The organism is Archangium violaceum (assembly GCF_016859125.1).
GTDB lineage: Bacteria > Myxococcota > Myxococcia > Myxococcales > Myxococcaceae > Archangium > Archangium violaceum_A.
This window is the reverse complement of the sequence record NZ_CP069338.1, coordinates 7940347-7960392: the sequence shown is the minus strand read 5'-3', so window position 1 is coordinate 7960392 and position 20046 is coordinate 7940347. Positions and strand designations below refer to the sequence as shown.

Here is a 20046-nt window from a genome sequence, read left to right as displayed (position 1 = left end):
TAATGGCGGCTCCTCCGCGTCCTGCCCTTTGCGCGCCGTATCTGCGTGCTGGACCTGGTTTCGCACCAGCAACCATCTCCGCCGTCGCTGCTGAATTGCTCCGCACGGCCGAGACCGGTCCCGAATCTGCTTCACTCTGAACGCCCGCCCAGCCCTTCTGGCTAGACGCTTTCGAAACGTACACGAGACCGCGTGCGCCCTCCGCGGGCCTGTCGTAGCAGTTTCCCGCTGGATCACTCGTCGCCGACAGCGGGAACAGACACCGAACCCACATCGGTTCCGCTCAGCACACGAGACAGGCGTGGCTATGCCGACCGAATGGCACCGCGCCGTCGTCCACACCGAGGCCCCGAATAATGAGCGCCGCACGAACGAGCAGCAGGCAGACGAGCACAGGCTGAGCCGCCGTATGTGCCGCCCGCTTGCAACGGAGAGCATGTTATTACATGCTGCCGAGAGCATGTAATTACATGCTCTCGGAGCCCCTCCCCAGAGGGGACAGCCTCGTGTGGGATGACCCTGGACTCTCCCGTCCATGGGCTGGAATCGCGTGCATGCAGTCCACCGCATGCGAAGCGCTTTAGTCCGTTCCTCATCTGCGCTCAAAGGACGAGCAGGCGAATGCCTGTCTGTCTTTAAAGCAGACGGGCAGGCGCGTTTCAACGCACTGTAGCTGACACTTTCACCGCATGACTCTGTGAAACCTCTCGGGCGCCGCTCCTCCCAACAAAGACACGGCCCACACCGCTGGGGCCTGGTCTCGCAGGGCCATTCTCCTTGATGATGAGGCGCGACGCCGCTCGGACACGGGCTGCGCCAGGACTCAACATTCACCAATCAGAGCCCCGTCCGGAGTGGCCATGAGCCCTATGCGCTCGGCACTCGCTGTACATTCATCGCATCCGCCATAGAGACCCAGGCGTATCACTCGCATCGGATAGTGCCGCAGCCCCTCCGCCCTCGGTGTCGCTGAACATGAAGAAGCGCGGGAAAATGAACCAGCCGGTTTGGGGGCAAGGAGCGGTGGGGCTCGCGCTCCGCTCCGGCCCGCACCGCAGTTGGGGGCGGGCCGGAGCGGAGCCACAGGGGGACTGGGGGATGTAGTCCCCCAGGGCGTCAGCCGGAGCGGCGAGAGCGGCGAGACTCCAGAGAGGCTTCGGCTTCGCGGCGGCGGAAGCTGCCACCCTCTATGCATCGTCTTGCCCAGGCCCTGGGCGGCGAGCAGCACGACGTCGCGAGCGTCCTGGAGGAAGTCCAGGCGCAGCAGGCTCTCCACCAGGGGTCTGTCCATGGACTTGGGCCAGCTCCAGTCGAAGTCGGCCATGGGCTTGAAGCGGCCCAGGCGGCTGCGCAGGGTGCGGCGCTCCAGGGAGCGGCGGGCGCGCTCGTCGGACTCCAGCTGGACAATCTGCTCCAGCAGCTGGGAGGGAGAGAGGCGGGCCTTGGTGGCGCGAGCGACGAGGTCATCGAGCTCGGCGCTGGTGCGGTGCAGGCCGAGCCCGGAGAGGGAATGAGCCAGGGAGGAAACTACACTCACGCGAGCAGTAGCGCTGGCCCCGGTCGTGCCGACGACACAGGTAGAAGAGTGCCCGGCAGGTGCCGAGCGCGCACTGCGCCATCCGCGGTGAGTCCACGCGTCCCCAGGCTTGAGCCGCCTGGAAACTCGACCCGCACATGGCCTCGTGCGAGCGTGCTCCTCCCGCATCACGTCCCCGTGATTCGGCCTGAGGGTCCGGAGGTACCAGTTCCGGGCCCTCTTCTTTTTGGCGCCCTCGTCCCGGTCCTCTGCGCTCCCCCCACCTACCTCTGCTCCCCAGTTTCAGGCCGCGACGCTCGGCTCGTCCAAATTCCCGCGCTTCCTCGTGAACGCCAACATCGCCATGCCCTCCGGCTCTGCAGGGCGAACACCGCGCGCAACTGGCAGGGGTCTTCCTGGGCGCTCCGAGGCCAGTCTCTCCAGGTGCGAGGTCCGAATCGCTCCGCTCCTCGAGCGGCTGGTGGTGATGGCGCACGGTGATGACCACTGGCATGGCCACCCCGCCCCGCTGGCGTGTCCCGAGGGACGCGGTCGAGCCGCGGTCGCGGCGCGCCAGAGGCCCACGACGCCATCTGGGCGCCAGCACGTTCCCGTTGAGTTGGATGCCCAACGGCAACCACCTGCTCCAGAGCTCCTGGTGGCTGGCTTCTCTGTGCGTCTCTTGCTTTCGGGCGGAATGCACCCGCGTACGGGTTTCACCGTAGGCCTGGCTGCGGGAGTGGGCGCGCTGGCCGCGGCATATCTCCGCCCGCCACCTCCACCACCGTTCAAGGAGTCTGTGGGGTGGTGGAGCCGCCCATCCAAGGAGGCTCTGGGACACCGTGGAGGGGCTTTCGGTCCCCCCCTGGTCGTGACTTCACCCCAAGTGTGTATCTGGGCATGACGATTCGCTCCGACGCCCCCTCGCCCATACAATCAATTGTCTCCTTCTGAATACTTTGGTAATAGTGGCGGCTGGGGGTTTGGGGGAGGGGGGGAAACGCCCGTCATGACAATGGCTTTTTCTATCAACCGCTGGGTCGCGTGGGCTCCTGGCCTCACCGAGCAAGACGCCTGGATGAGATGGTTCTCGGAGCCCCATTTCCTTCCGGCCGAGGGTACCCCTCCTCTGTCCGAGATGCCGGCGATGATGCGCCGCCGGGTGGAGCGCCTGGGCCGGTTCGCGCTGCAGGCAGCGTACGGATGCCAGGGAGATTCCCCGAGCGTCCCCGTCATCTTCGCCTCGCGCTTCGGAGACATCAGCCGCTCGGTGGACCTGTTGCGCCAGTTGGCGCACTCCGTCCCGCTCTCGCCCACGTCCTTCAGCCTGTCGGTGCACAACGCGATTGGCGCGCTCTACTCCATCGCCCGGGGGGACACCTCCGCCTATACCGCCATCGCGGCGGGCGAGGAGACGGTCGAGGCAGCCTTCACCGAAGCGAGCGCTCTGCTCGCGGATGGGGCCAGGGACGTGCTGGTGGTGATCTACGACGAGCCGCTCCCCGAGCCCCTGGGGCACGCCTCCGGACAGATGGACTTCCCGCGCGCGTGGGCCTGTTGGCTGCGCGCCGGGGACGAGGCTCCGGGCTACAGCCTGACCTGTCACCCCGCCGAGGACACGCGGGAGGCCCCTTCCTCGGATGGGCTGCCGGAGGATCTCACCGTGCTGCGATTCCTGGTCTCCAACGAGGCCCGGCTCGACCACAAGGTCGGCACTCGATGCTGGAGGTGGCAGCGCCATGCTTGAGACGCTCGAGCGCGGGTGGCGCATCCTGGCGACCGGCATCTCCTTCACCACCTTCGGGCTGGGAGGGCTCGGGCTGCGGCTGCTCTACTTCCCGCTGTTGCAACTCCTCGTCCGGGACCAGGCGAGGCAGACGCGGCTGGCGCGCCTCGCGGTGCACCACTCCTTCAGGTTCTTCATCGAGTGGATGCGCGTCCTCGGGGTGCTGCGCTACCGCATCGAGGGCGTGGAGAAGCTGGCCCGGCCCGGCCTGCTCATCCTCGCCAACCACCCGACGCTGATCGACGTCGTCTTCCTCATCTCCCTGGTGCCCAACGCGGATTGCGTGGTGAAGGCGAGCCTGGCGCACAACCCCTTCACCCGCGGGCCGGTCCGGGCGACCGGCTATCTGTGCAACGACTCCGGCCCCGCGCTCATCCAGGACTGCATCGCCTCCGTGAAGGCGGGCAACAACCTGATCATCTTCCCGGAGGGCACCCGCACCCGGGTCAACGGCCCGATGCAACTGCAGCGCGGCGCCGCCAACATCGCGGTGCGCGGCCCGTGCGACATCACCCCGGTCACCATCCGGTGTGAACCGCTCGGTCTCACCAAGGGGACACCGTGGTGGAGGGTGCCGCCGAAACGGATGAACTTCACCATCCAGGTACACGACGACATCCCCGTTGCGCCACAGCTTGGAGAGGCCGGCGGCGAGGCGCGAGCGGCCCGGCAACTCACGGCGCAGCTGCACGACTATTTCTCCAGGGAAGGGCAGGGCCATGCTGCAGCTTGAACAGGAAATCAAGAAACTGGTCATCGAGACGCTTCACCTCGAGGACATCACTCCTGACGACATCGATCCGGCTGCGCCGCTGTTCGTCGAGGGACTCGGGCTCGACTCGATCGACGCCCTCGAGCTGGGCCTGGCGCTGCAGAAGTCCTATGGCGTGTCCCTCGCGAACGACTCGAAGGAAAACCGCCGCCATTTCGCCAGCGTGAGGGCACTCGCGGATTTCGTGAGCGCCCATCGCAAGGCCTGAACTCATCAGAAAAGGAATTGGGTCACCATGACCAAGAATCAATTGTTCGAGCGACTGAGCGCGATCCTGCAGGAGACCTTCGACATCGAGCCGGCGCGGATCACCCCCGAGGCCCGGCTCCATGACGACCTGGACATCGACAGCATCGATGCGATCGATCTGCTCGTGCAGCTCAAGCCGGTGGCCGGCAAGCGCGTGCCTCCGGAGGTCTTCAAGTCGGTGCGTACGCTGCAGGACGTGGTCGATGCCCTGCACGGGCTCCTCGACGAGTCCGCCGCGGCGTGAAGTTCCTTCGTCCGGCCCTGCTCGGCCTGCTGAGCCTCGCGTACCCGCCCCTGGTCTACCTGGGACTGGGCCACTTCGAGCCCCGCTGGATGGCCCTGCCGCTGGCGGGAATGGCCGTGGTGCGCGCGGTGGCGACGCGCGAGCGTGTCTGGCTGGCTGCGGCCGTGGGCGCCCTCGCGCTCGCGGCCTCCAGCATGCTGGGCAACCATGCCCTGCCGTTGAAGCTCTATCCGGTCCTGGTGAACACGGTCCTGCTCGCCGTCTTCGTCACCAGCCTCGCCTATCCCCCCAGCGTCATCGAGCGCCTGGCACGCCTGCGCGAGCCCGAGCTCCCCGCTTCGGGGGTGACCTACACCCGCCGGGTGACGCAGGTGTGGTGCGGGTTCTTCGTGCTCAACGGAGGCATCGCGCTCTTCACGGCGATTGGGGCCAGTGATGAGACCTGGGCGCTGTACAACGGGCTCATCTCGTACGTGCTGATGGGCGTGCTCTTCGCCGTGGAGTGGGTGGTGAGGCAACAGGTGAGGGCAAGGCACGTCCATGGCTGAGCTCATCGGGCTCGAGCAGCTCATGAGCCGGGGGCGACTCCCCGGGCATCCGGTCGCCCTCCGCGAGGGCGGGGCCGTGGGCTTCGCGTCCCTCGTGGAGCGGGCAGCGGGCTGGCGCGCGGCCTTCGAGCGCCACGGTGGCCGGCGTCAGGCGCTCTACTTCGACGACACCTTCGAGTTCTCCGCCGCCCTGCTCGGCGCGTGGCATGCGGGCGTGTGCGTCTACCTCCCCGCCGACGCCCAGCCCGCGACGCTGGCGAGGCTGCGCGACGAGGTGGATGGTTTCGCCGGGAAGATTCCAGCGGAGTACGCACCGCTGTCGCCCGGCGAGGGGCGCGAGGGGGGATGGACGCCGCTCTCCCCGGAGGCACGAGCCCTGGTGGTCTACACCTCGGGCTCCAGCGGCGAGCCCACCGCCATTCCCAAGCGCCTCCGCCAGCTGACGCGTGAGGTGGCGACGCTGGCGGCCCTGTTCGAGGAGCGGCTCGGCGAGGCCCGCGTCATCTCCACCGTCTCGCACCAGCACATCTACGGACTGCTCTTCCGGGTGCTCTGGCCGCTGACGGCGGGCCGGCCCTTCGCGGCCCACGGCCTCACCTACCCCGAGGACATCGTGGCCGCGCTGCGACAGGGCCCCGCCGGGCTGATCGCCAGTCCCGCCCACCTCAAGCGCCTGCCGGACATGCTGGACTGGGCCCAGGTCCGAGGGAACCTGCGCACGCTGTTCTCCTCGGGAGGCCCGCTGCCCCTCGAGGCGTTACAGGCCTGTCGCGCGCTTCTGGGCCAGGCGCCCGTCGAGGTCTACGGCAGCTCGGAGACCGGCGGCATCGCCTGGAGGCAGCGCACCGGGGACGACGCGCTCGCCTGGCGCGTGATGCCCGGCGTCGAGGTGGGCACCCGGGAGGAGATGCTGACCGTCCGCTCGCCGCACCTGGACCTGCCCGAGGGGGACTGGCTGCGGACCGGGGATCGCGTGCGGCTGCTGCCGGAGGGCTTCGAGCTGCTCGGGAGGGGCGATCGCCTCCTGAAGCTCGAGGAGAAGCGCGTGTCGCTGAGCGCCCTGGAGCGGACGCTGCTCGAGGGTGGGCTGCTGCGCGAGGCCCGGGTGCTGCCGCTCGAGGACGGCCACCGGCTGACGCTGGCGGTGGTGGCGGTGCCCTCGGAGGCGGGCTGGAAGCTGCATGGGGAGGGAGGCAAGCGTGCCCTGAACCAGGCGCTCAGGCAGCAGCTCACTTCGCGCTTCGAGCCCAGTGCCTTCCCACGCCGGTTCCGGTATCTGGAGGCCATGCCGGTCAACAGCCAGGGAAAGTCCACCGAAGCGGCACTGGCCACCCTCTTCGATCCCCGCAGGCCCCGGGCGCGCGTGCTCGAGCAGTCCGCCGACCGCGCCCTGCTGACCCTCGAGGCCTCGGCGGACTCGCCGTATTTCGAGGGCCATTTCCCCGGCACCCCCATCCTGCCCGGCGTCACCCAGGTGCACTGGGCCATCCACTTCGGCCGCGAGCTCTTCACGCTTCCCCCCGACTTCCTGCGGTTGGCGGCGTTGAAGTTCCAACGGGTCATCCAGCCCGGCACGAGCCTCACGCTGGAGCTCACCTGGAAGAAAGAGCGCGGAAGCCTCGATTTCAAGCTCACTTCCGACGCCGGTGTCCATGCCAGCGGTCGAATCGTCTTCGGCGGAGCCAATGTATGAAGGTCTGCGCGGTGATTCCGGTCTACAACCACGGCGAGGCGGTGGGCGCGGTGGTGGGCGGTGTGCGGGCTCAGGGCCTGCCCTGCGTGCTGGTCGACGACGGGAGTGAGCCGGGCTGCGCGGCGGTGCTGGACGCGCTGGCCGAGGGAGATCGCTCCGGCATCGAGCTCGTCCGGCTACCCGAGAACCAGGGGAAGGGCGGCGCGATGATGGCCGGCCTGCGCGCGGCGAAAGAGCGGGGCTTCAGCCATGCGCTGCAGATCGACGCCGACGGCCAGCACGACACCTCCGACATCCCCCGCTTCCTGCACCTGGCGGAGCAGAGTCCCGAGAAGCTCATCTGCGGCACCCCGGTCTATGACGCCTCGGTGCCCAAGGGCCGCCTCTATGGCCGCTATGCCACCCACATCTGGGTGTGGATCAACACGCTGTCCTTCACCATCCGTGACTCCATGTGCGGCTTCCGCGTCTATCCGCTGGAGCCCACCGTCCAGCTCCTCGACACGGTGAAGCTGGGCAAGCGGATGGATTTCGACGTGGAGGTCCTGGTGCGGCTGTTCTGGCGCGGGATGGGCATCGTCAACAACCCCACCCCGGTCCGCTACCCGAGCGACGGCATCTCCCACTTCGATGTCCTCTGGGACAACGTGCGGATCTCCCGCATGCATGCCCGGCTCTTCCTCGGAATGCTGGTGCGCCTGCCGCTGCTCCTGTGGAGGAAGGTGACAGCGTGAGAACCCGGCATTGGGCCGAGATGGGCGAGAGCACCTTCGTCGCCGGAATCTGGCTGCTCTATTGGATTCACCGGCTGCTGGGGCGCTGGCCGTTCCGCCTCTGTCTCTATCCGGTGGTCACGGTGCACTGGCTGGCCCGGCCACTGGTGCGCCAAGCCTCCTTGCAGTACCTGGAGAGGATGGAGGCCACCACCGGGGCGCTCGGCAGGCGGCCCGGCTGGCGGGACAGCCTGCGCCACGTCGCGCTCTTCGCCGAGACGATGCTCGACAAGCTCCTGGCCGTCAGTGGCCGCTACCGCTTCGAGCAGGTGCGCACCGAGGGACGCGAGTCCTTCTACGAGGCGGCCAAGGCTGGCAAGGGTGGCGTCATCATCACCGCCCACATGGGCTGTCTCGAGCTGTGCCGCGCCATGGCCGAACGGCGTGGTGAAGTGAAGCTCAACCTGCTGGTGCACACCCGGCACGCCGAGCAGTTCAACCGCCTGCTCAAGCGGCTCAACCCGGACAGCGACCTGCGCCTGATGGAGGTCAGCGAGCTGGGCCCGGCCACCGCCGTCGCGTTGAACGAGCGCGTGGCCACAGGCGAGTTCGTGGTCATCGCGGGAGACCGGGTCCCGGTGAATTCCAACCAGACGGTGAGCGTCGGGTTCCTCGACCACCCCGCCCCCTTTCCCGTGGGCCCCTACGTGCTGGCGGCCCTGTTGAAGTGCCCGCTCTATCTGCTGGGCTGCATCCACGAGGGCCCCGGCTACACCATCCGCTTCGAGTGTCTGGCCGAGCGCGTCGAGCTTCCTCGCGGCAGGCGCGAGGCGGCGCTGAGCGGCTACGCCCAGCACTATGCCGAGCGGCTGACCGCGCTGCTGAAGCGCTCGCCCTTCGATTGGTTCAACTTCTTCCCCTTCTGGGACCAAGCCCATGTCTCCGTCTCTGCAAAGCCTCCAGCCTGAGCGCTCGGTGTACTTCGATGGAAGCCGGCTCACCCTCGAGGACGTGTGTGCGCTCTCGCGGCGTGAATGCAGTGCCGAGCTGAGTACCTCCCCTGAGTTCCTGCGCCGGATCTCCCGGGGCGCGGAGTTCCTCGACCGGCTGCTGACCGAGGACGGGGTCATCTACGGCGTGACCACCGGCTACGGTGACTCGTGCACCGTCACGATTCCGCCCAGGCTCGTGCCGGAGCTGCCGCATCACCTCTACACGTACCACGGCTGCGGGGCGGGCCGGATCCTCACGCCCGAGGAGACGCGCGCCGTGCTGGCGACGCGGCTGGCCTCGCTCGCCCAGGGCGTCTCCGGCGTGGGCATGGCACTACTGAGGCAGCTCGAGCTGCTGCTCAGGCACGACATCCTGCCGCTGATTCCGGCCGAGGGCTCGGTGGGTGCCAGTGGGGACCTCACCCCGCTCTCCTACGTGGCGGCGGTGCTCTGCGGCGAACGCGAGGTCTGGTACCGCGGGGCCCGGCGGCCGGCGGCGGAGGTCCTGGCCCAGCTCGGCATCAAGCCCCTGCGGCTGCGCCCCAAGGAGGGGCTGGCCATCATGAACGGCACGGCAGTGATGACCGCCCTGGCCTGTCTGGCGTGGGAGCGCGCCGAGTACCTGTGCCAACTGGCCACGCGCATCACCGCCTTCAACGTGCTGGCCAGCGCCGGCAACACCCACCACTTCGACGAGGCGCTGTTCGCGGTGAAGCCTCACGCGGGCCCCCAGCGCGTGGCGGCCCGCCTGCGCGTGGATCTCACCGCGGACCGGCCCAGCCGCAACGAGAAGCGGCTGCAGGACCGCTACTCGCTGCGCTGCGCGCCGCACGTGATTGGCGTCCTGGAGGACGCGCTGCCCTTCTTCCGCACGCAGATCGAGAACGAGCTGAACAGCGCCAACGACAACCCCATCATCGATCCGGATGGGGAGCGCGTGCTCCACGGTGGCCACTTCTACGGCGGGCACATCGCCTTCGCCATGGACGGCCTGAAGAGCGCCGTGGCCAACGTGGCCGACCTGCTCGACCGCCAGCTCGCGCTGCTGGTCGACTCCCGCTTCAACCACGGGCTGCCGCCCAACCTCTCCGGTGCCACCGGGGAGCGCGCGGCGATCAACCATGGCCTCAAGGCGGTGCAGATCAGCGTCTCCGCCTGGACCGCCGAGGCCCTCAAGCAGACCCTGCCGGCCTCCATCTTCTCCCGCTCCACCGAGTGCCACAACCAGGACAAGGTGAGCATGGGCACCATCGCCGCGCGAGACTGCCTGCGCGTGCTGGAGCTCTCCGAGCAGGTGGTGGCCGCCATGCTCATCGCCACCAGGCAGGGCGTGGCGCTGCGCCAGCGCGTGGACGGCGAGCTGAGCCTCGGCCCCGCGCTCTCGGCCATGCAGGCGGACCTGGAGAAGCGTATCCCCCTGGTGGAGGAGGACCGAGCCCTGGATCGTGAGCTCCAGGGGCTCCTGACGGCGATCCGTGCCCGCGAGTGGAGGCTCTATGAAGCCTGATCTCAGCCATGAGATCGAGCTGTCCCCCGCCTTCCATGACCTCGACCCGATGGACATCGTCTGGCACGGCAACTACGCGAAATACCTCGAGCTGGCCCGCTGCGCGCTGCTGTCTAAGTTCGACTATGACTACCCGCAGATGAAGGCGTCGGGCTTCGTGTGGCCCATCGTGGACATGCGGCTGAAGTACGTGCGGCCCGCGCTCTACGGGCAGAAGCTGCGGATCCGCGCCGAAATCACCGAATGGGAGAACCGCCTGAGGATCGACTACCTCATCCGTGACGCGGACACCGGCCACAAGGTGAACCAGGCCCACACCATCCAGGTCGCCGTCTCGGTGGAAACCCGGGAGATGCAGTTCGTCTGCCCCCGCGTGCTGTGGGAGCGGCTGGGGGTGATGCCCGGATGAAGCGCCTGCTCGCCCTCGCCTGCGTGCTGCTGTGCACCACCGCCAGCGCCTCCGAGCTGCTGACGGGCGTCCGCTCGCGCCTGGCGGACCCTTCGATCCTCCGGGGGCAGTTCGAACAGAAGAAGACGGTGGCCGGCTTCAAGAAGCCGCTGCTCTCCCGTGGCGAGTTCCTCCTGTCGAGGGGGAAGGGACTGCTCTGGGATACCCGCGCGCCCTTCGCCTCGACCCTGACGTTGACCCGCAAGTCGCTGAGCGCGGAGCAGAAGACGGGCGGCGCCGCCTACCACCTGGACGCGAGCCGCGAGCCGGCGCTGGCCGCCATGAACGAGTTCCTCTTCGCGCTCCTCTCCGGGGATGTGGGCTCGCTCTCCACGCGCTTCCGGATCGAGGGCGAGCTGGTGGGCGCGGACGGCTGGCGGCTGACGCTCACGCCGACGGACGAGGGACTCGCACGTGTCTTCCGCGGCATCCGCCTGGAAGGCGACCGGTTCGTGCGGCAGGTGCAACTGGAGGAGACCAGCGGGGACTCGAGCCTCATCCAGTTCACGCAGCTGGCGCAAACTCCCCCGCCCAGTGCCACGGAGACGGAGCGCCTTGGGAAATAGGCTGGCCATCGTCTGGGCCCTGCTCGTACTCGCCGTGGGCGTACACCAGGTCCGGTTCTGGCGCTCGGCGCGGCTGGAGACCGACATCCTGGCGCTGCTACCCGAGGATGAGCAGGCACCCGAAGTGGGCGCCGCCACCCGGAAGCTCGCGGATGAGTCGGGCCGGCAATTGGTGCTGCTGGTGGGCGCTCCGGATTGGGAATCCGCCCAGCGCGCGGCGGAGGCCGCCACGGAGGCGCTCTCCAAAGCCGGCGCTCCGCTGGAGCCCGCCCGCGTGGACGCCACCGCCCTGGACGCCGCGGTGGAGTTCTACCGCCCGTACCGGGACCGGTTGCTGACACCGGCCCAGCGCGCGTGGCTGGCCCGCGCGACGTCGGAGGAGCTGGGCGGCACGGCGCTGATGAAGCTGTACCAGCCCGCGGGCCCCAGGCTGACCGACTGGAGCGACGATCCGCTGGGCCTGTGGCCCGACTGGTGGGCGGCCCGCGCCGCCGAGAACGAGGCGAGGCCGCGTGACGGACGGCTCTGGCTCTCCGGCGAGGGCCGCGAGTGGGTGCTGCTGACCTGGCAGAGCCAGGTGTCGGCGTTCGCCCTGGGTGACGACGCGAAGGTCACGGCCGCCGTGGAGCGCGCCCGGGCCGCGGTGGCCGCCATTCCCGGGGGCCGGTTGGTGGCCGCGGGGGTGCCGCTGTACGCGGAGGCCGCCGCCTCGCAGGCCAGCAGGGAGATCTCCACCATCGGCCTCGGCTCCCTCGTGGCCGTGCTGCTGCTGGTCTGGCTCACCTTCCGCTCGTTGCGCCCCATCGTGCTGGTGGGGGTGTCCCTGATGATCGGCTGCGCCGTGGCGCTGAGCGTCACCGCCCTGCTCTTCGACCGGGTCCACCTCCTCACCCTGGTGTTCGGCGCGAGCCTCGTCGGTGTCGCGGAGGACTACGGCTTCCACTACTTCGCCGCCCGCCAGGGCAAGCCCGCCGCCGAGCGCGGCCGGGTGATGCGCTTCCTCCTGCCCGGCATGCTCCTGGCGCTCCTCACCAGCGTGGTGGCCTACCTGGCGCTGGGACTGGCACCCTTTCCAGGCCTTCGCCAGATGGCGGTGTTCGCCGCCGCGGGTCTGGTGGGCGCGTTCCTCACCGTGCTCTGCTGGTTCCCCACGTTCGATCTCGGCGACCTGCCGGTGACCGCGTTCGCCGAGCGTGTCTCCGCCTCCCTGTTGCGCTGGCCACGCATCACCTCCGAGAAACGGTGGTGGCCGGCGATGGCGGGGCTCCTGGTGGTGATCGCGGGAGGGCTGTGGCGGTTGGAGACGCGCGATGACATCCGCCAGCTGCAAGGGGCACCCGCGAACCTGCTCGAGGACCAGCGCGAGCTGGGAAGACTGCTGGGCCTGCCCAGCCCGGCCCAGCTCTTCCTCGTCGAGGGTGGGGACGAAGAGCAGGTCCTCCAACGTGAGGTGCCGCTGAAGCAGCGGCTGGACGCGCTGGTGGCGGACGGGGTCCTGACAGGCTACCGCGCCGTCTCGGACTGGCTGCCGCCCGCCTCGCAGCAGCGCGCGGACGCGGAGCTGAGTGCCCGCGCGGAGCAGCAGGCCGTGGCCGCCGTCGCCGCCGCCACGGGAGAGGAGCCCTCGCGCGCACGGTTCGCGAACGACGTCCTCACCCCCGCGCGGTTCCTCTCCAGTCCCGCCGCGCCAGCCATCCGGCAGCAGTGGCTGGGCCCGCTGGGCAGCAAGCAGTACAGCGTGCTGATGCTGCGGGGCCTCGAGGGCCCGGCGGTCCTCGCCCGGCTGGCCGAAGCCGCTCACGGGTTGGAGGGCGTGCGCTGGGTGGACAAGACGGAGGAGATCTCCCGGCTGATGGGCCGCTACCGGCGGCTCATGGGCGGGCTCATCGTCGCGGGCTACCTCGCGGTGCTGGTGATGCTGCTCGCCCGCTTCAAGCGCGAGGCCTGGCGGGCCTGGGTCCCCTCGGCGCTGGGAACCCTCCTCACGCTGGCCTTCTTCGGCTGGGTGGGAGAGCCGCTGCAACTGTTCACCGTGCTGGGCCTGCTGCTCCTGCTGGGAATGGGCGTGGACTACGGCATCTTCCTGTTGGAGCACCCGGGAGACGGCTCCGCGTGGGTGGCGGTGGCCCTGGCCGGCGTGAGCACCCTCCTCTCCTTCGGGCTCCTGGGGCTCTCGGCCACACCGGCCCTGCGCACCTTCGGCCTCGCCATGCTCCTGGGCGAGGTGGCCATCTGGATTTTGACCCCTTGTTTCAGAATGCCTCCGGGCAAGGACATCACGTGAGAAGCGAGAAGACGGAGATCCTCATCATTGGCGCGGGCCCCGCGGGCTCGGTGGCGGCGGGGCTGCTGCGCAAGCAGGGCCGCGAGGTGCTGGTGCTGGAGCGCGAGCAGTTCCCTCGCTTCTCCATCGGAGAGAGCCTGCTGCCGCAGAGCATGGAGTACATCGAGGCGGCGGGGATGATGCGCGACGTCGTCGAGGCGGGCTTCCAGTACAAGAACGGCGCGGCCTTCGTGCGGGGCGGCAAGTTCACGGACTTCGACTTCCGGGAGAAGTCCTCCCCGGGTTGGGGCACCACATACCAGGTGCAGCGCGCCCACTTCGATGAGGTGCTGGCGAAGGCCGCCGAGCGGATGGGTGCCACCGTGCGCTACCGCCACGAGGTCCTGTCGGTCGACGTCGACGGGGAGCAGCCCCAGGTGACCGCCCGCTCGCCCGAGGGCGAGACGTACTGTGTCCAGGCCCGCTTCCTCCTGGATGCCAGCGGCTTCGGCCGGGTCCTTCCGAAGCTCCTGAAGCTGGAGACGCCCTCCAACTTCCCGGTGCGTGGCGCCCTCTTCACCCACGTCGAGGACCGGGTCGCTCCGGGCGGCTTCGACCGGAACAAGATCCGGATCACCGTGCATCCCGAGCACGTGCACGTGTGGTACTGGACCATCCCCTTCTCCAACGGCCGCTGCTCCCTGGGCGTGGTGGCGAAGCGCGAGTTCCTCGAGCAGTACCAGGGAACGGACACCGAGCGCCTCAAGACGATCGTCGCGGAGGAACCCTCGCTCTCCGCCCTCTTGAAGGACGCGGTCTGGGACACGCCGGCGCGGTCGCTCATCGGCTACGCCGCCAACGTGAAGTCGCTGTGGGGCAGGAACTTCGCGCTGCTGGGGAACGCGGGCGAGTTCCTGGATCCGGTGTTCTCCTCGGGCGTGACCATCGCCTTCAAGTCGGCGAGCCTGGCCTCGGACTGCCTCGCTCGCACCTTCGCTGGCGAGTCGGTGGACTGGGAGCGCGACTACGCCGTACCGCTCAAGGCCGGCGTGGATACGTTCCGCACCTTCGTCGAGTCCTGGTATGCCGGAGGCTTCCAGCAGATCATCTTCCACCCGAACCCGTCCCCGGAGGTCCGCCGGATGCTCTCCGCGATCCTCGCGGGCTATGCCTGGGACAAGAACAACCCCTACGTGGCCGACAGCAAGCGCCGACTCGGGGTGCTCGAGGCCCTGTGCGCCGCCTGATTTCCACCGCCGCCCTGCTCTATCTCGCCGCGTGCGCCACGACGCCCACCCGGCCCGCGGCGCCCGCGGTGTCCCTGCCCGTGCTCGAGCTCTCTCCGGCCGCGTTCGGTGAAGCCGTGAGCCTGGCACAGAACCTGAGCTTCGCTCACGACGCCGACCCGGAAGGCCCCCGCTCCCTCGAGGCCCTGCTGGAGATCGACACCTCGGCGCTGCGTCTGGCTGGATTCATGCTCGGCCGGCGCGTGTTCACGATGCAGTGGGATGGCACCGTGCTCGCGGAGCAGCGGGACCCGCACGTGCCCGCTCAGCTCCAGTCGCGCCAGGTCCTCCGGGACGTCCAGCTGGTCTACTGGCCAGCCGAGGCGCTCCGCTCCGCCCTCCCGCCAGGCTGGACCCTGGAGGAGAGCCCTGGCCGTCGCGCCCTGCTTGAGACCGGCAGGGAATGGGTGACGGTGCAATACGATGGCGAGCCGCGCCATGCGGGGCGCGCGGAGTTGCTCAACCACGCGGAGCACTACCGGCTGACCATCGAATCCCGCCCGGCCGATGAATGACCCCATGAATCCGCCCGTCTTCCTCAATCAACTGGGCCTCGTCTGTGCCATGGGCCGCGGCAAGCAGGAGGTGACCGCGGCCCTCTTCGGCGACGCGCCGACGGGCGTGGCCCCCAGCGATGACTTCGCCGCGAAGACACTGCACGTAGGACTCGTCACGTCACCGCTCGCGGAGACAGGGGTGCTCCCCGCGCCCCTGCGCAGCCGGAACAACGCGCTGCTGCTCACGGCGCTGGCGGAGATCCGTCCCGCCGTCGATGCGGCCATCGCCCGCTACGGGCGGGAGCGCGTGGCCATCGTCCTCGGCACCAGCACCTCGGGCATCGGCGAGAGCGAGACCGCCATCGCCAGGTACCTGACCACGGGCCAGATGCCTCCGGAATTCCACGTGCGGCAGCAGGAGCTGGGCTCGCCGGCCCTGGCGCTGAACCACGTGCTGGGCGTGACCGGCCCGTCCTTCGTCATCTCCACGGCCTGCTCCTCCAGCGCCAAGGCCCTGGCCAGCGCCGCGCGCCTGCTACGGGCGGGAATGGCCGATGCGGTGGTGACGGGCGGCGCCGACGCCCTGTGCCGCTTCACCGTGGCCGGCTTCTCCGCGCTCGACTCGGTGAGCGAGGTGCGCTGCAACCCCATGAGCGTGAACCGCCGCGGCATCAACATCGGCGAGGGCGCGGCCCTGTTCGTGATGACGCGCGAGCCGGGGCCCGTGCGGCTCGCGGGCTGGGGCGAGTCCTCGGACGCCCACCACATCTCCGCGCCGGAGCCCGGGGGCCGGGGGGCGCTGGCCGCCATGCGGGCCGCGCTGGAGCGCGCGGGCCTCGCTCCCTCCGAGCTCGATTACGTCAACCTGCACGGAACCGCGACCCCCCAGAACGACGCCATGGAGAGCCACGCGGTTCATGCGCTGCTCGGCGGGGACATTCCGGCCAGCTCGACCAAGCCGCTCACCGGCCACACGCTGGGGGCCGCGGGCGCCCTCGAGGCGGCGATCTGCTGGCTCACCCTGACCGGCAACCCCCAGGGCCGCCTGCCTCCCCACTGGTGGGATGGGGAGGCGGATCCCTCGCTCCCCACCCTCTCCCTGGTGAAACGCGGCTACACGCTGGAGCGCCCGCTCCGCTATGTTCTGAGCAACTCCTTCGCCTTTGGCGGAAGCAACGCCGTCCTCATCCTGGGAAGCGCCTGATGTCCACGGTCACCGACTACACCATCGCCGAGCTGGTCCCCCATACCGGCCGCATGAGCCTGCTCGACCGGGCCCTCGAGGGCGACGAGGAGAGCCTGGTGGCCGAGGTGACCATCCGCGAGGACTGTCTCTTCTTCGAGAACGGCGGCGTCGGAGGATGGGTGGGCGTCGAGCTCATGGCCCAGGCGGTCGCCGCCTGGGCCGGCTGGCACGCGCGGCAACGCGGCGAGACGCCGAAGAATGGGTTCCTGCTCGGCACCCGCAGTTACGACTGCGGCCGGCCCACCTTCAAGGCGGGTGAGCGGCTGCGCATCGAGGTCCGCCGGCAGTTCTGGGCGGAGAACGGGCTGGGCCAGTTCGACTGTCGGATCGCGATGGATGGCGAGACGGTGGCCACGGCCGCGCTGACGGTGTTCGAACCACCGGATGGAAGCGAAGCATTGAGGCTGGAGACCGAGGGTGGAGACTGATGAGTGAGCAAACGGTGCTGGTGACGGGCTCGAGCCGGGGCATTGGCCGCGCCATCGCGCTGCGCCTGGCGCGCGACGGCTTCGACGTCGTGCTGCACTGCCGCAGCCAGCTCGAGCAGGCGGAGGCCGTGGCCGGGCAGATTCGCGAGCTGGGGCGCGAGGTCCGCGTGCTCCAATTCGACGTGTCCGACCGCGCCGCGACGCAGCAGGCGCTGCTCGCCGATGTGGAGGCGCACGGCTGCTACTACGGCGTGGTGTGCAACGCGGGGATCGCCCGGGACAACACCTTCCCGTCCATGCCCGCGGAGGACTGGGACGCGGTCATCCACACCAACCTCGATGCCTTCTACAACGTGCTCAACCCGCTCACCATGCCCCTGGTGCGGCGGCGCAAGCCGGGGCGCATCGTCACCCTGTCCTCGGTCTCCGGCCTCATCGGCAACCGGGGGCAGGTGAACTACAGCGCGGCGAAGGCCGGCATCATCGGCGCGACCAAGGCCCTGGCGGTGGAGCTGGCCAAGCGCAACATCACGGTGAATTGCGTGGCCCCCGGGCTCATCGACACGGAGATGGTGGACCCCCACGTGCTCGAGCACGCGCTCAAGCTCATCCCCGCCCAGCGCATGGGGACCCCCGAGGAGGTGGCGGCCGTGGTCAGCTTCCTCATGAGAGAGGAGGCCAGCTACATCACGCGGCAGGTCATCTCGGTGAACGGGGGGATGCTCGGATGAAGAGGGTCGTCGTTACCGGCATCGGCGCCATCAGCCCCCTGGGCCACGACTGGAAGTCGGTGGAGGCGAGGCTGAGGTCGCTCCGCAACGCCGTGCAGGTGATGGAGGAGTGGAAGCAGTACCAGGGCCTGAACACGTGGCTCGGCGCGCCCGCCGCTCCCTTCGAGCTGCCCGCGCAGCTCTACTCCCGCAAGAACACGCGCAGCATGGGACGGGTGGCGCTGATGGCCACGCGCGCCAGTGAGCTCGCGCTCGCGGACGCGGGACTCCTGGGAGAGCCGCTGGTGAAGAGCGGCCGGTTGGGCATCTCCTACGGCTCCTCCGCGGGGACTCCTTCCAGCCTGGGGGACTTCGGCCGGATGGTGACGGAGAAGACCACCGAGGGCATCAACGCCACGACGTACCTGCGGATGATGTCCCACACGGCCGCGGTGAACATCGGCGTCTTCTTTGGCATCACGGGACGCATCATCACCACCTCCAGCGCGTGTACCTCGGGCAGCCAGGGTATCGGCTATGCCTACGAGGCCATCAAGCTGGGACGGCAGGTGGCCATGCTCGCGGGGGGCGCCGAGGAGCTCGACGCCACCGGAGCGGCCGTGTTCGACACCTTGTTCGCCACGAGCACGAAGCACAACGACACGCCGGAGCAGAGCCCCCGGCCCTTCCACTCGCAGCGGGATGGACTGGTGCTGGGAGAAGGCGCCTGCACCCTGGTGCTGGAGGAGTTGGAGCACGCCCGGGCGCGAGGCGCGAAGATCCACGCAGAGCTCATCGGCTATGGGACCAACAGCGATGGCCGGCACGTCACCCAGCCCAGCTCGGACACCATGGCCCAGGCCATGCGGCTGGCGCTGGAGGACGCGGCGATTCCCCCCTCGGAGATCGCCTACGTGAACGCCCACGGCACGGCCACGGATCATGGAGACCTCGCGGAGAGCGTGGCCACGCACTCTGTCTTCGGAGAGGGCATCGCCATCTCGTCGCTGAAGAGCTACATGGGCCACACGCTGGGGGCCTGCGGCGCGCTGGAGGCATGGATGACCCTCGAGATGATGCGCTCGGGCTGGTTCGCCCCGACACTGCACCTCGCCCCCGGGCAGGTGGATCCCCGCTGCGCTCCTCTGGACTACCTCATGGGAGAAGGTCGCGACATCCAGACCGACACCGTGATGAGCAACAACTTCGCCTTTGGCGGCATCAACACCTCGTTGATCTTCCGCCGATGGGCCTGATGGAGGAACACGATGAAGAAGACGCTGCGCCTGTTGCTGCTCGCGCTCACCCTCTCCAGCCCCGCCCTGGCACGCGACACCGTGCTCCACCTGCCGCTCGCCGACGTGCTGGAGATGCCCGAGGCGAAGGGGAAGCTTGATGGCTCGGTGAAGTTCTACCTGGCGGGGCAGAAGACGCCGAAGGTGCTCGACACCCTGAAGAGTGACGTCAGCAACAAGAAGACCAACAGCGTGGGGAAGACGGACGAGTTCGGCTGCAAGTGGGCCGCCCTCTCCGCGCTGATCGCCCTGCAGGAGTCGGCGAAGAAGTCCGGCGCCAACGCCGTGGTCGACATCGTCAGCTACTACAAGAAGAGCGAGTACAAGAGCGCCACCGCGTACGAGTGCCACGCGGGCACGTTCGTCGTTGGCGTCTCCCTCAAGGGGACATACGCGAAGGTCGCCCGGTAACCCCGGGCCCGAAGGGCGGCTCCCAGCGTCCCCAGGAGCCGCTCCCGCGCCGAGTCCGCCGCGGCCCTCATCCGCCACCACGGCCGCCTGGAGCGGTGGCCTGGCCCGGTGCAGACATGGTCCACTCGCGGCGTGCGCTCCTTCGAGACTCGTGTTCGTGAAAGGATGGTGGCCATGAAGGTGCCCCTGCTCTGTTCGTGCCTGCTCGTCGCCGGCACCGCTGCCGCGCGGGGTGACCCATCCAGCGTCTCCGACGACACTTCCCCGTCTCCTGCGAGCCACGCCGGCCCCCCGTTCCGCTTTGGCGTTCAGCTCGGTGGAGGCGGCTTCTTCTTCCCGGAGGGGGCGCTGGCGGGTGGGCTCGCCCTTCGCCCTGGTGTTCAGCTCGGCCGGCTGGGCCTGGTCGCGGAGATTGGCCAGCTCGGGGGCTTTCTCCGGGATATCGAAGACCCGGCCGCGTCACGTGTCTCGGCGCTCGGCATGAGCCACGTCACGCTGATGGCCGAGCTCGACCTCACCGAACGCGCCTTCGTCGCCGGAGGCGTTGTCCTGGGGCTGGGCATCATGCTTCAGACGAAGCATGGAATCACCCGGGCCGGGGCGGTGCGCTCGCAGAGCATGAACATGGCCGGCGAAGGGTTGGTGAACTTCGCCTCCGGAGCGAACGTTCGCGGAGGCTGGCGGTTCGGAGACGGTCCCCATCGGCTGGTGGTCGGGGTCGACCTGAAGCTCCTGGGGGCGGATGGACATGTGGCCACGACAACCATCTCGTCCACGCGAGAAATCCTCGACGCGCGCGATGTGCGGCAGGCCATCTGGACACTCGTCCCCATGGTCTTCATTGGCTGGGAGTTCAAGCAATGACGGCGCGAGTCG

Annotated in this window: 21 protein-coding genes and 1 pseudogene; 21 read left to right on the top strand and 1 reads right to left on the bottom strand. The window is 69.0% G+C overall.

Features of this window, described 5'->3' with window-relative positions; genetic code table 11:
- Positions 1 to 823: 823 nt before the first annotated feature.
- On the bottom strand, positions 824 to 1537 hold the full coding sequence (locus JQX13_RS34115) for an ATP-binding protein (RefSeq protein ID WP_239014021.1): 714 nt from the start codon (positions 1535 to 1537) through the stop codon (positions 824 to 826).
- A gap of 409 nt (positions 1538 to 1946) precedes the next feature.
- Between JQX13_RS34115 and JQX13_RS55995 the strand changes: the two are divergent.
- The 21 genes and pseudogenes from JQX13_RS55995 to JQX13_RS34015 all read left to right on the top strand — a co-directional run.
- A pseudogene (locus JQX13_RS55995) lies at positions 1947 to 2134 on the top strand (2OG-Fe(II) oxygenase); the annotation flags it as partial.
- A gap of 460 nt (positions 2135 to 2594) precedes the next feature.
- On the top strand, positions 2595 to 3263 hold the full coding sequence (locus JQX13_RS34110) for a beta-ketoacyl synthase chain length factor (RefSeq protein WP_239014020.1): 669 nt from the start codon (positions 2595 to 2597) through the stop codon (positions 3261 to 3263).
- A complete protein-coding gene (locus JQX13_RS34105) occupies positions 3256 to 4035 on the top strand; it encodes a lysophospholipid acyltransferase family protein (RefSeq protein ID WP_203403645.1) in 780 nt (259 codons plus the stop codon). Before JQX13_RS34110 ends, JQX13_RS34105 begins: the two co-directional genes overlap by 8 nt.
- Positions 4022 to 4282 (top strand): phosphopantetheine-binding protein, encoded by a 261-nt coding sequence (locus JQX13_RS34100; protein WP_043398510.1) that lies wholly within the window; start codon positions 4022 to 4024, stop codon positions 4280 to 4282. The genes JQX13_RS34105 and JQX13_RS34100 overlap by 14 nt, the downstream gene beginning before the upstream one ends.
- A 27-nt stretch (positions 4283 to 4309) precedes the next feature.
- The gene (locus JQX13_RS34095; RefSeq protein WP_043398513.1) at positions 4310 to 4567 is read left to right on the top strand and encodes an acyl carrier protein; all 258 of its coding nucleotides are present in this window, start codon (positions 4310 to 4312) and stop codon (positions 4565 to 4567) included.
- Entirely contained in the window at positions 4564 to 5115 is a 552-nt protein-coding gene (locus tag JQX13_RS34090; RefSeq protein WP_203403644.1) for a hypothetical protein, read from the top strand. Before JQX13_RS34095 ends, JQX13_RS34090 begins: the two co-directional genes overlap by 4 nt.
- The gene (locus tag JQX13_RS34085) at positions 5108 to 6808 is read left to right on the top strand and encodes an AMP-binding protein (RefSeq protein WP_203403643.1); all 1701 of its coding nucleotides are present in this window, start codon (positions 5108 to 5110) and stop codon (positions 6806 to 6808) included. Before JQX13_RS34090 ends, JQX13_RS34085 begins: the two co-directional genes overlap by 8 nt.
- Positions 6805 to 7542, top strand: coding sequence for a glycosyltransferase family 2 protein (locus tag JQX13_RS34080; RefSeq protein WP_203403642.1), 738 nt, complete (start codon positions 6805 to 6807; stop codon positions 7540 to 7542). Before JQX13_RS34085 ends, JQX13_RS34080 begins: the two co-directional genes overlap by 4 nt.
- Positions 7539 to 8489 carry an acyltransferase gene (locus tag JQX13_RS34075; RefSeq protein WP_203403641.1) on the top strand — a complete coding sequence of 317 codons (951 nt, stop codon included), beginning with the start codon at positions 7539 to 7541 and terminating at the stop codon, positions 8487 to 8489. The genes JQX13_RS34080 and JQX13_RS34075 overlap by 4 nt, the downstream gene beginning before the upstream one ends.
- Positions 8458 to 10020 carry an HAL/PAL/TAL family ammonia-lyase gene (locus JQX13_RS34070; RefSeq protein ID WP_203403640.1) on the top strand — a complete coding sequence of 521 codons (1563 nt, stop codon included), beginning with the start codon at positions 8458 to 8460 and terminating at the stop codon, positions 10018 to 10020. The genes JQX13_RS34075 and JQX13_RS34070 overlap by 32 nt, the downstream gene beginning before the upstream one ends.
- Positions 10010 to 10429, top strand: a complete 420-nt coding sequence (locus JQX13_RS34065; RefSeq protein ID WP_203403639.1) for an acyl-CoA thioesterase — start codon at positions 10010 to 10012, stop codon at positions 10427 to 10429. The genes JQX13_RS34070 and JQX13_RS34065 overlap by 11 nt, the downstream gene beginning before the upstream one ends.
- Positions 10426 to 11034 (top strand): LolA family protein, encoded by a 609-nt coding sequence (locus JQX13_RS34060; protein ID WP_203403638.1) that lies wholly within the window; start codon positions 10426 to 10428, stop codon positions 11032 to 11034. The genes JQX13_RS34065 and JQX13_RS34060 overlap by 4 nt, the downstream gene beginning before the upstream one ends.
- Entirely contained in the window at positions 11024 to 13318 is a 2295-nt protein-coding gene (locus tag JQX13_RS34055; protein ID WP_203403637.1) for an MMPL family transporter, read from the top strand. Before JQX13_RS34060 ends, JQX13_RS34055 begins: the two co-directional genes overlap by 11 nt.
- Entirely contained in the window at positions 13315 to 14544 is a 1230-nt protein-coding gene (locus tag JQX13_RS34050) for an NAD(P)/FAD-dependent oxidoreductase (protein WP_203403636.1), read from the top strand. The genes JQX13_RS34055 and JQX13_RS34050 overlap by 4 nt, the downstream gene beginning before the upstream one ends.
- The gene (locus JQX13_RS34045; RefSeq protein ID WP_203403635.1) at positions 14532 to 15098 is read left to right on the top strand and encodes a DUF3261 domain-containing protein; all 567 of its coding nucleotides are present in this window, start codon (positions 14532 to 14534) and stop codon (positions 15096 to 15098) included. The genes JQX13_RS34050 and JQX13_RS34045 overlap by 13 nt, the downstream gene beginning before the upstream one ends.
- 4 nt (positions 15099 to 15102) lie before the next feature.
- A complete protein-coding gene (locus JQX13_RS34040) occupies positions 15103 to 16284 on the top strand; it encodes a beta-ketoacyl-ACP synthase (protein WP_203403634.1) in 1182 nt (393 codons plus the stop codon).
- Positions 16284 to 16754, top strand: coding sequence for a hotdog family protein (locus tag JQX13_RS34035; protein WP_203403633.1), 471 nt, complete (start codon positions 16284 to 16286; stop codon positions 16752 to 16754). The genes JQX13_RS34040 and JQX13_RS34035 overlap by 1 nt, the downstream gene beginning before the upstream one ends.
- Positions 16754 to 17485 (top strand): 3-oxoacyl-ACP reductase FabG, encoded by a 732-nt coding sequence (gene fabG, locus JQX13_RS34030; protein WP_203403632.1) that lies wholly within the window; start codon positions 16754 to 16756, stop codon positions 17483 to 17485. Before JQX13_RS34035 ends, fabG begins: the two co-directional genes overlap by 1 nt.
- Positions 17482 to 18720, top strand: a complete 1239-nt coding sequence (locus JQX13_RS34025; protein WP_203403631.1) for a beta-ketoacyl-ACP synthase — start codon at positions 17482 to 17484, stop codon at positions 18718 to 18720. The genes fabG and JQX13_RS34025 overlap by 4 nt, the downstream gene beginning before the upstream one ends.
- 12 nt (positions 18721 to 18732) lie before the next feature.
- Positions 18733 to 19170: an excinuclease ATPase subunit gene (locus JQX13_RS34020; RefSeq protein ID WP_203403630.1), complete on the top strand. Its 438-nt coding sequence runs from the start codon at positions 18733 to 18735 to the stop codon at positions 19168 to 19170.
- Between the two features lie 174 nt (positions 19171 to 19344).
- Positions 19345 to 20034 (top strand): hypothetical protein, encoded by a 690-nt coding sequence (locus JQX13_RS34015; protein WP_203403629.1) that lies wholly within the window; start codon positions 19345 to 19347, stop codon positions 20032 to 20034.
- The last annotated feature ends 12 nt before the right edge of the window (positions 20035 to 20046 follow it).

Bases quoted from the DNA above. Each gene is read 5' to 3' on its own strand.
- JQX13_RS34100 (WP_043398510.1), top strand. From the start codon at position 4,022: ATGCTGCAGCTTGAACAGGAAATCAAGAAACTGGTCATCGAGACGCTT.
- JQX13_RS34040 (WP_203403634.1), top strand. From the start codon at position 15,103: ATGAATCCGCCCGTCTTCCTCAATCAACTGGGCCTCGTCTGTGCCATG.
- JQX13_RS34085 (WP_203403643.1), top strand. From the start codon at position 5,108: ATGGCTGAGCTCATCGGGCTCGAGCAGCTCATGAGCCGGGGGCGACTC.
- JQX13_RS34110 (WP_239014020.1), top strand. From the start codon at position 2,595: ATGAGATGGTTCTCGGAGCCCCATTTCCTTCCGGCCGAGGGTACCCCT.
- JQX13_RS34070 (WP_203403640.1), top strand. From the start codon at position 8,458: ATGTCTCCGTCTCTGCAAAGCCTCCAGCCTGAGCGCTCGGTGTACTTC.
- JQX13_RS34105 (WP_203403645.1), top strand. From the start codon at position 3,256: ATGCTTGAGACGCTCGAGCGCGGGTGGCGCATCCTGGCGACCGGCATC.
- JQX13_RS34060 (WP_203403638.1), top strand. From the start codon at position 10,426: ATGAAGCGCCTGCTCGCCCTCGCCTGCGTGCTGCTGTGCACCACCGCC.
- fabG (WP_203403632.1), top strand. From the start codon at position 16,754: ATGAGTGAGCAAACGGTGCTGGTGACGGGCTCGAGCCGGGGCATTGGC.
- JQX13_RS34095 (WP_043398513.1), top strand. From the start codon at position 4,310: ATGACCAAGAATCAATTGTTCGAGCGACTGAGCGCGATCCTGCAGGAG.
- JQX13_RS34015 (WP_203403629.1), top strand. From the start codon at position 19,345: ATGAAGGTGCCCCTGCTCTGTTCGTGCCTGCTCGTCGCCGGCACCGCT.
- JQX13_RS34035 (WP_203403633.1), top strand. From the start codon at position 16,284: ATGTCCACGGTCACCGACTACACCATCGCCGAGCTGGTCCCCCATACC.
- JQX13_RS34065 (WP_203403639.1), top strand. From the start codon at position 10,010: ATGAAGCCTGATCTCAGCCATGAGATCGAGCTGTCCCCCGCCTTCCAT.
- JQX13_RS34020 (WP_203403630.1), top strand. From the start codon at position 18,733: ATGAAGAAGACGCTGCGCCTGTTGCTGCTCGCGCTCACCCTCTCCAGC.
- JQX13_RS34025 (WP_203403631.1), top strand. From the start codon at position 17,482: ATGAAGAGGGTCGTCGTTACCGGCATCGGCGCCATCAGCCCCCTGGGC.
- JQX13_RS34080 (WP_203403642.1), top strand. From the start codon at position 6,805: ATGAAGGTCTGCGCGGTGATTCCGGTCTACAACCACGGCGAGGCGGTG.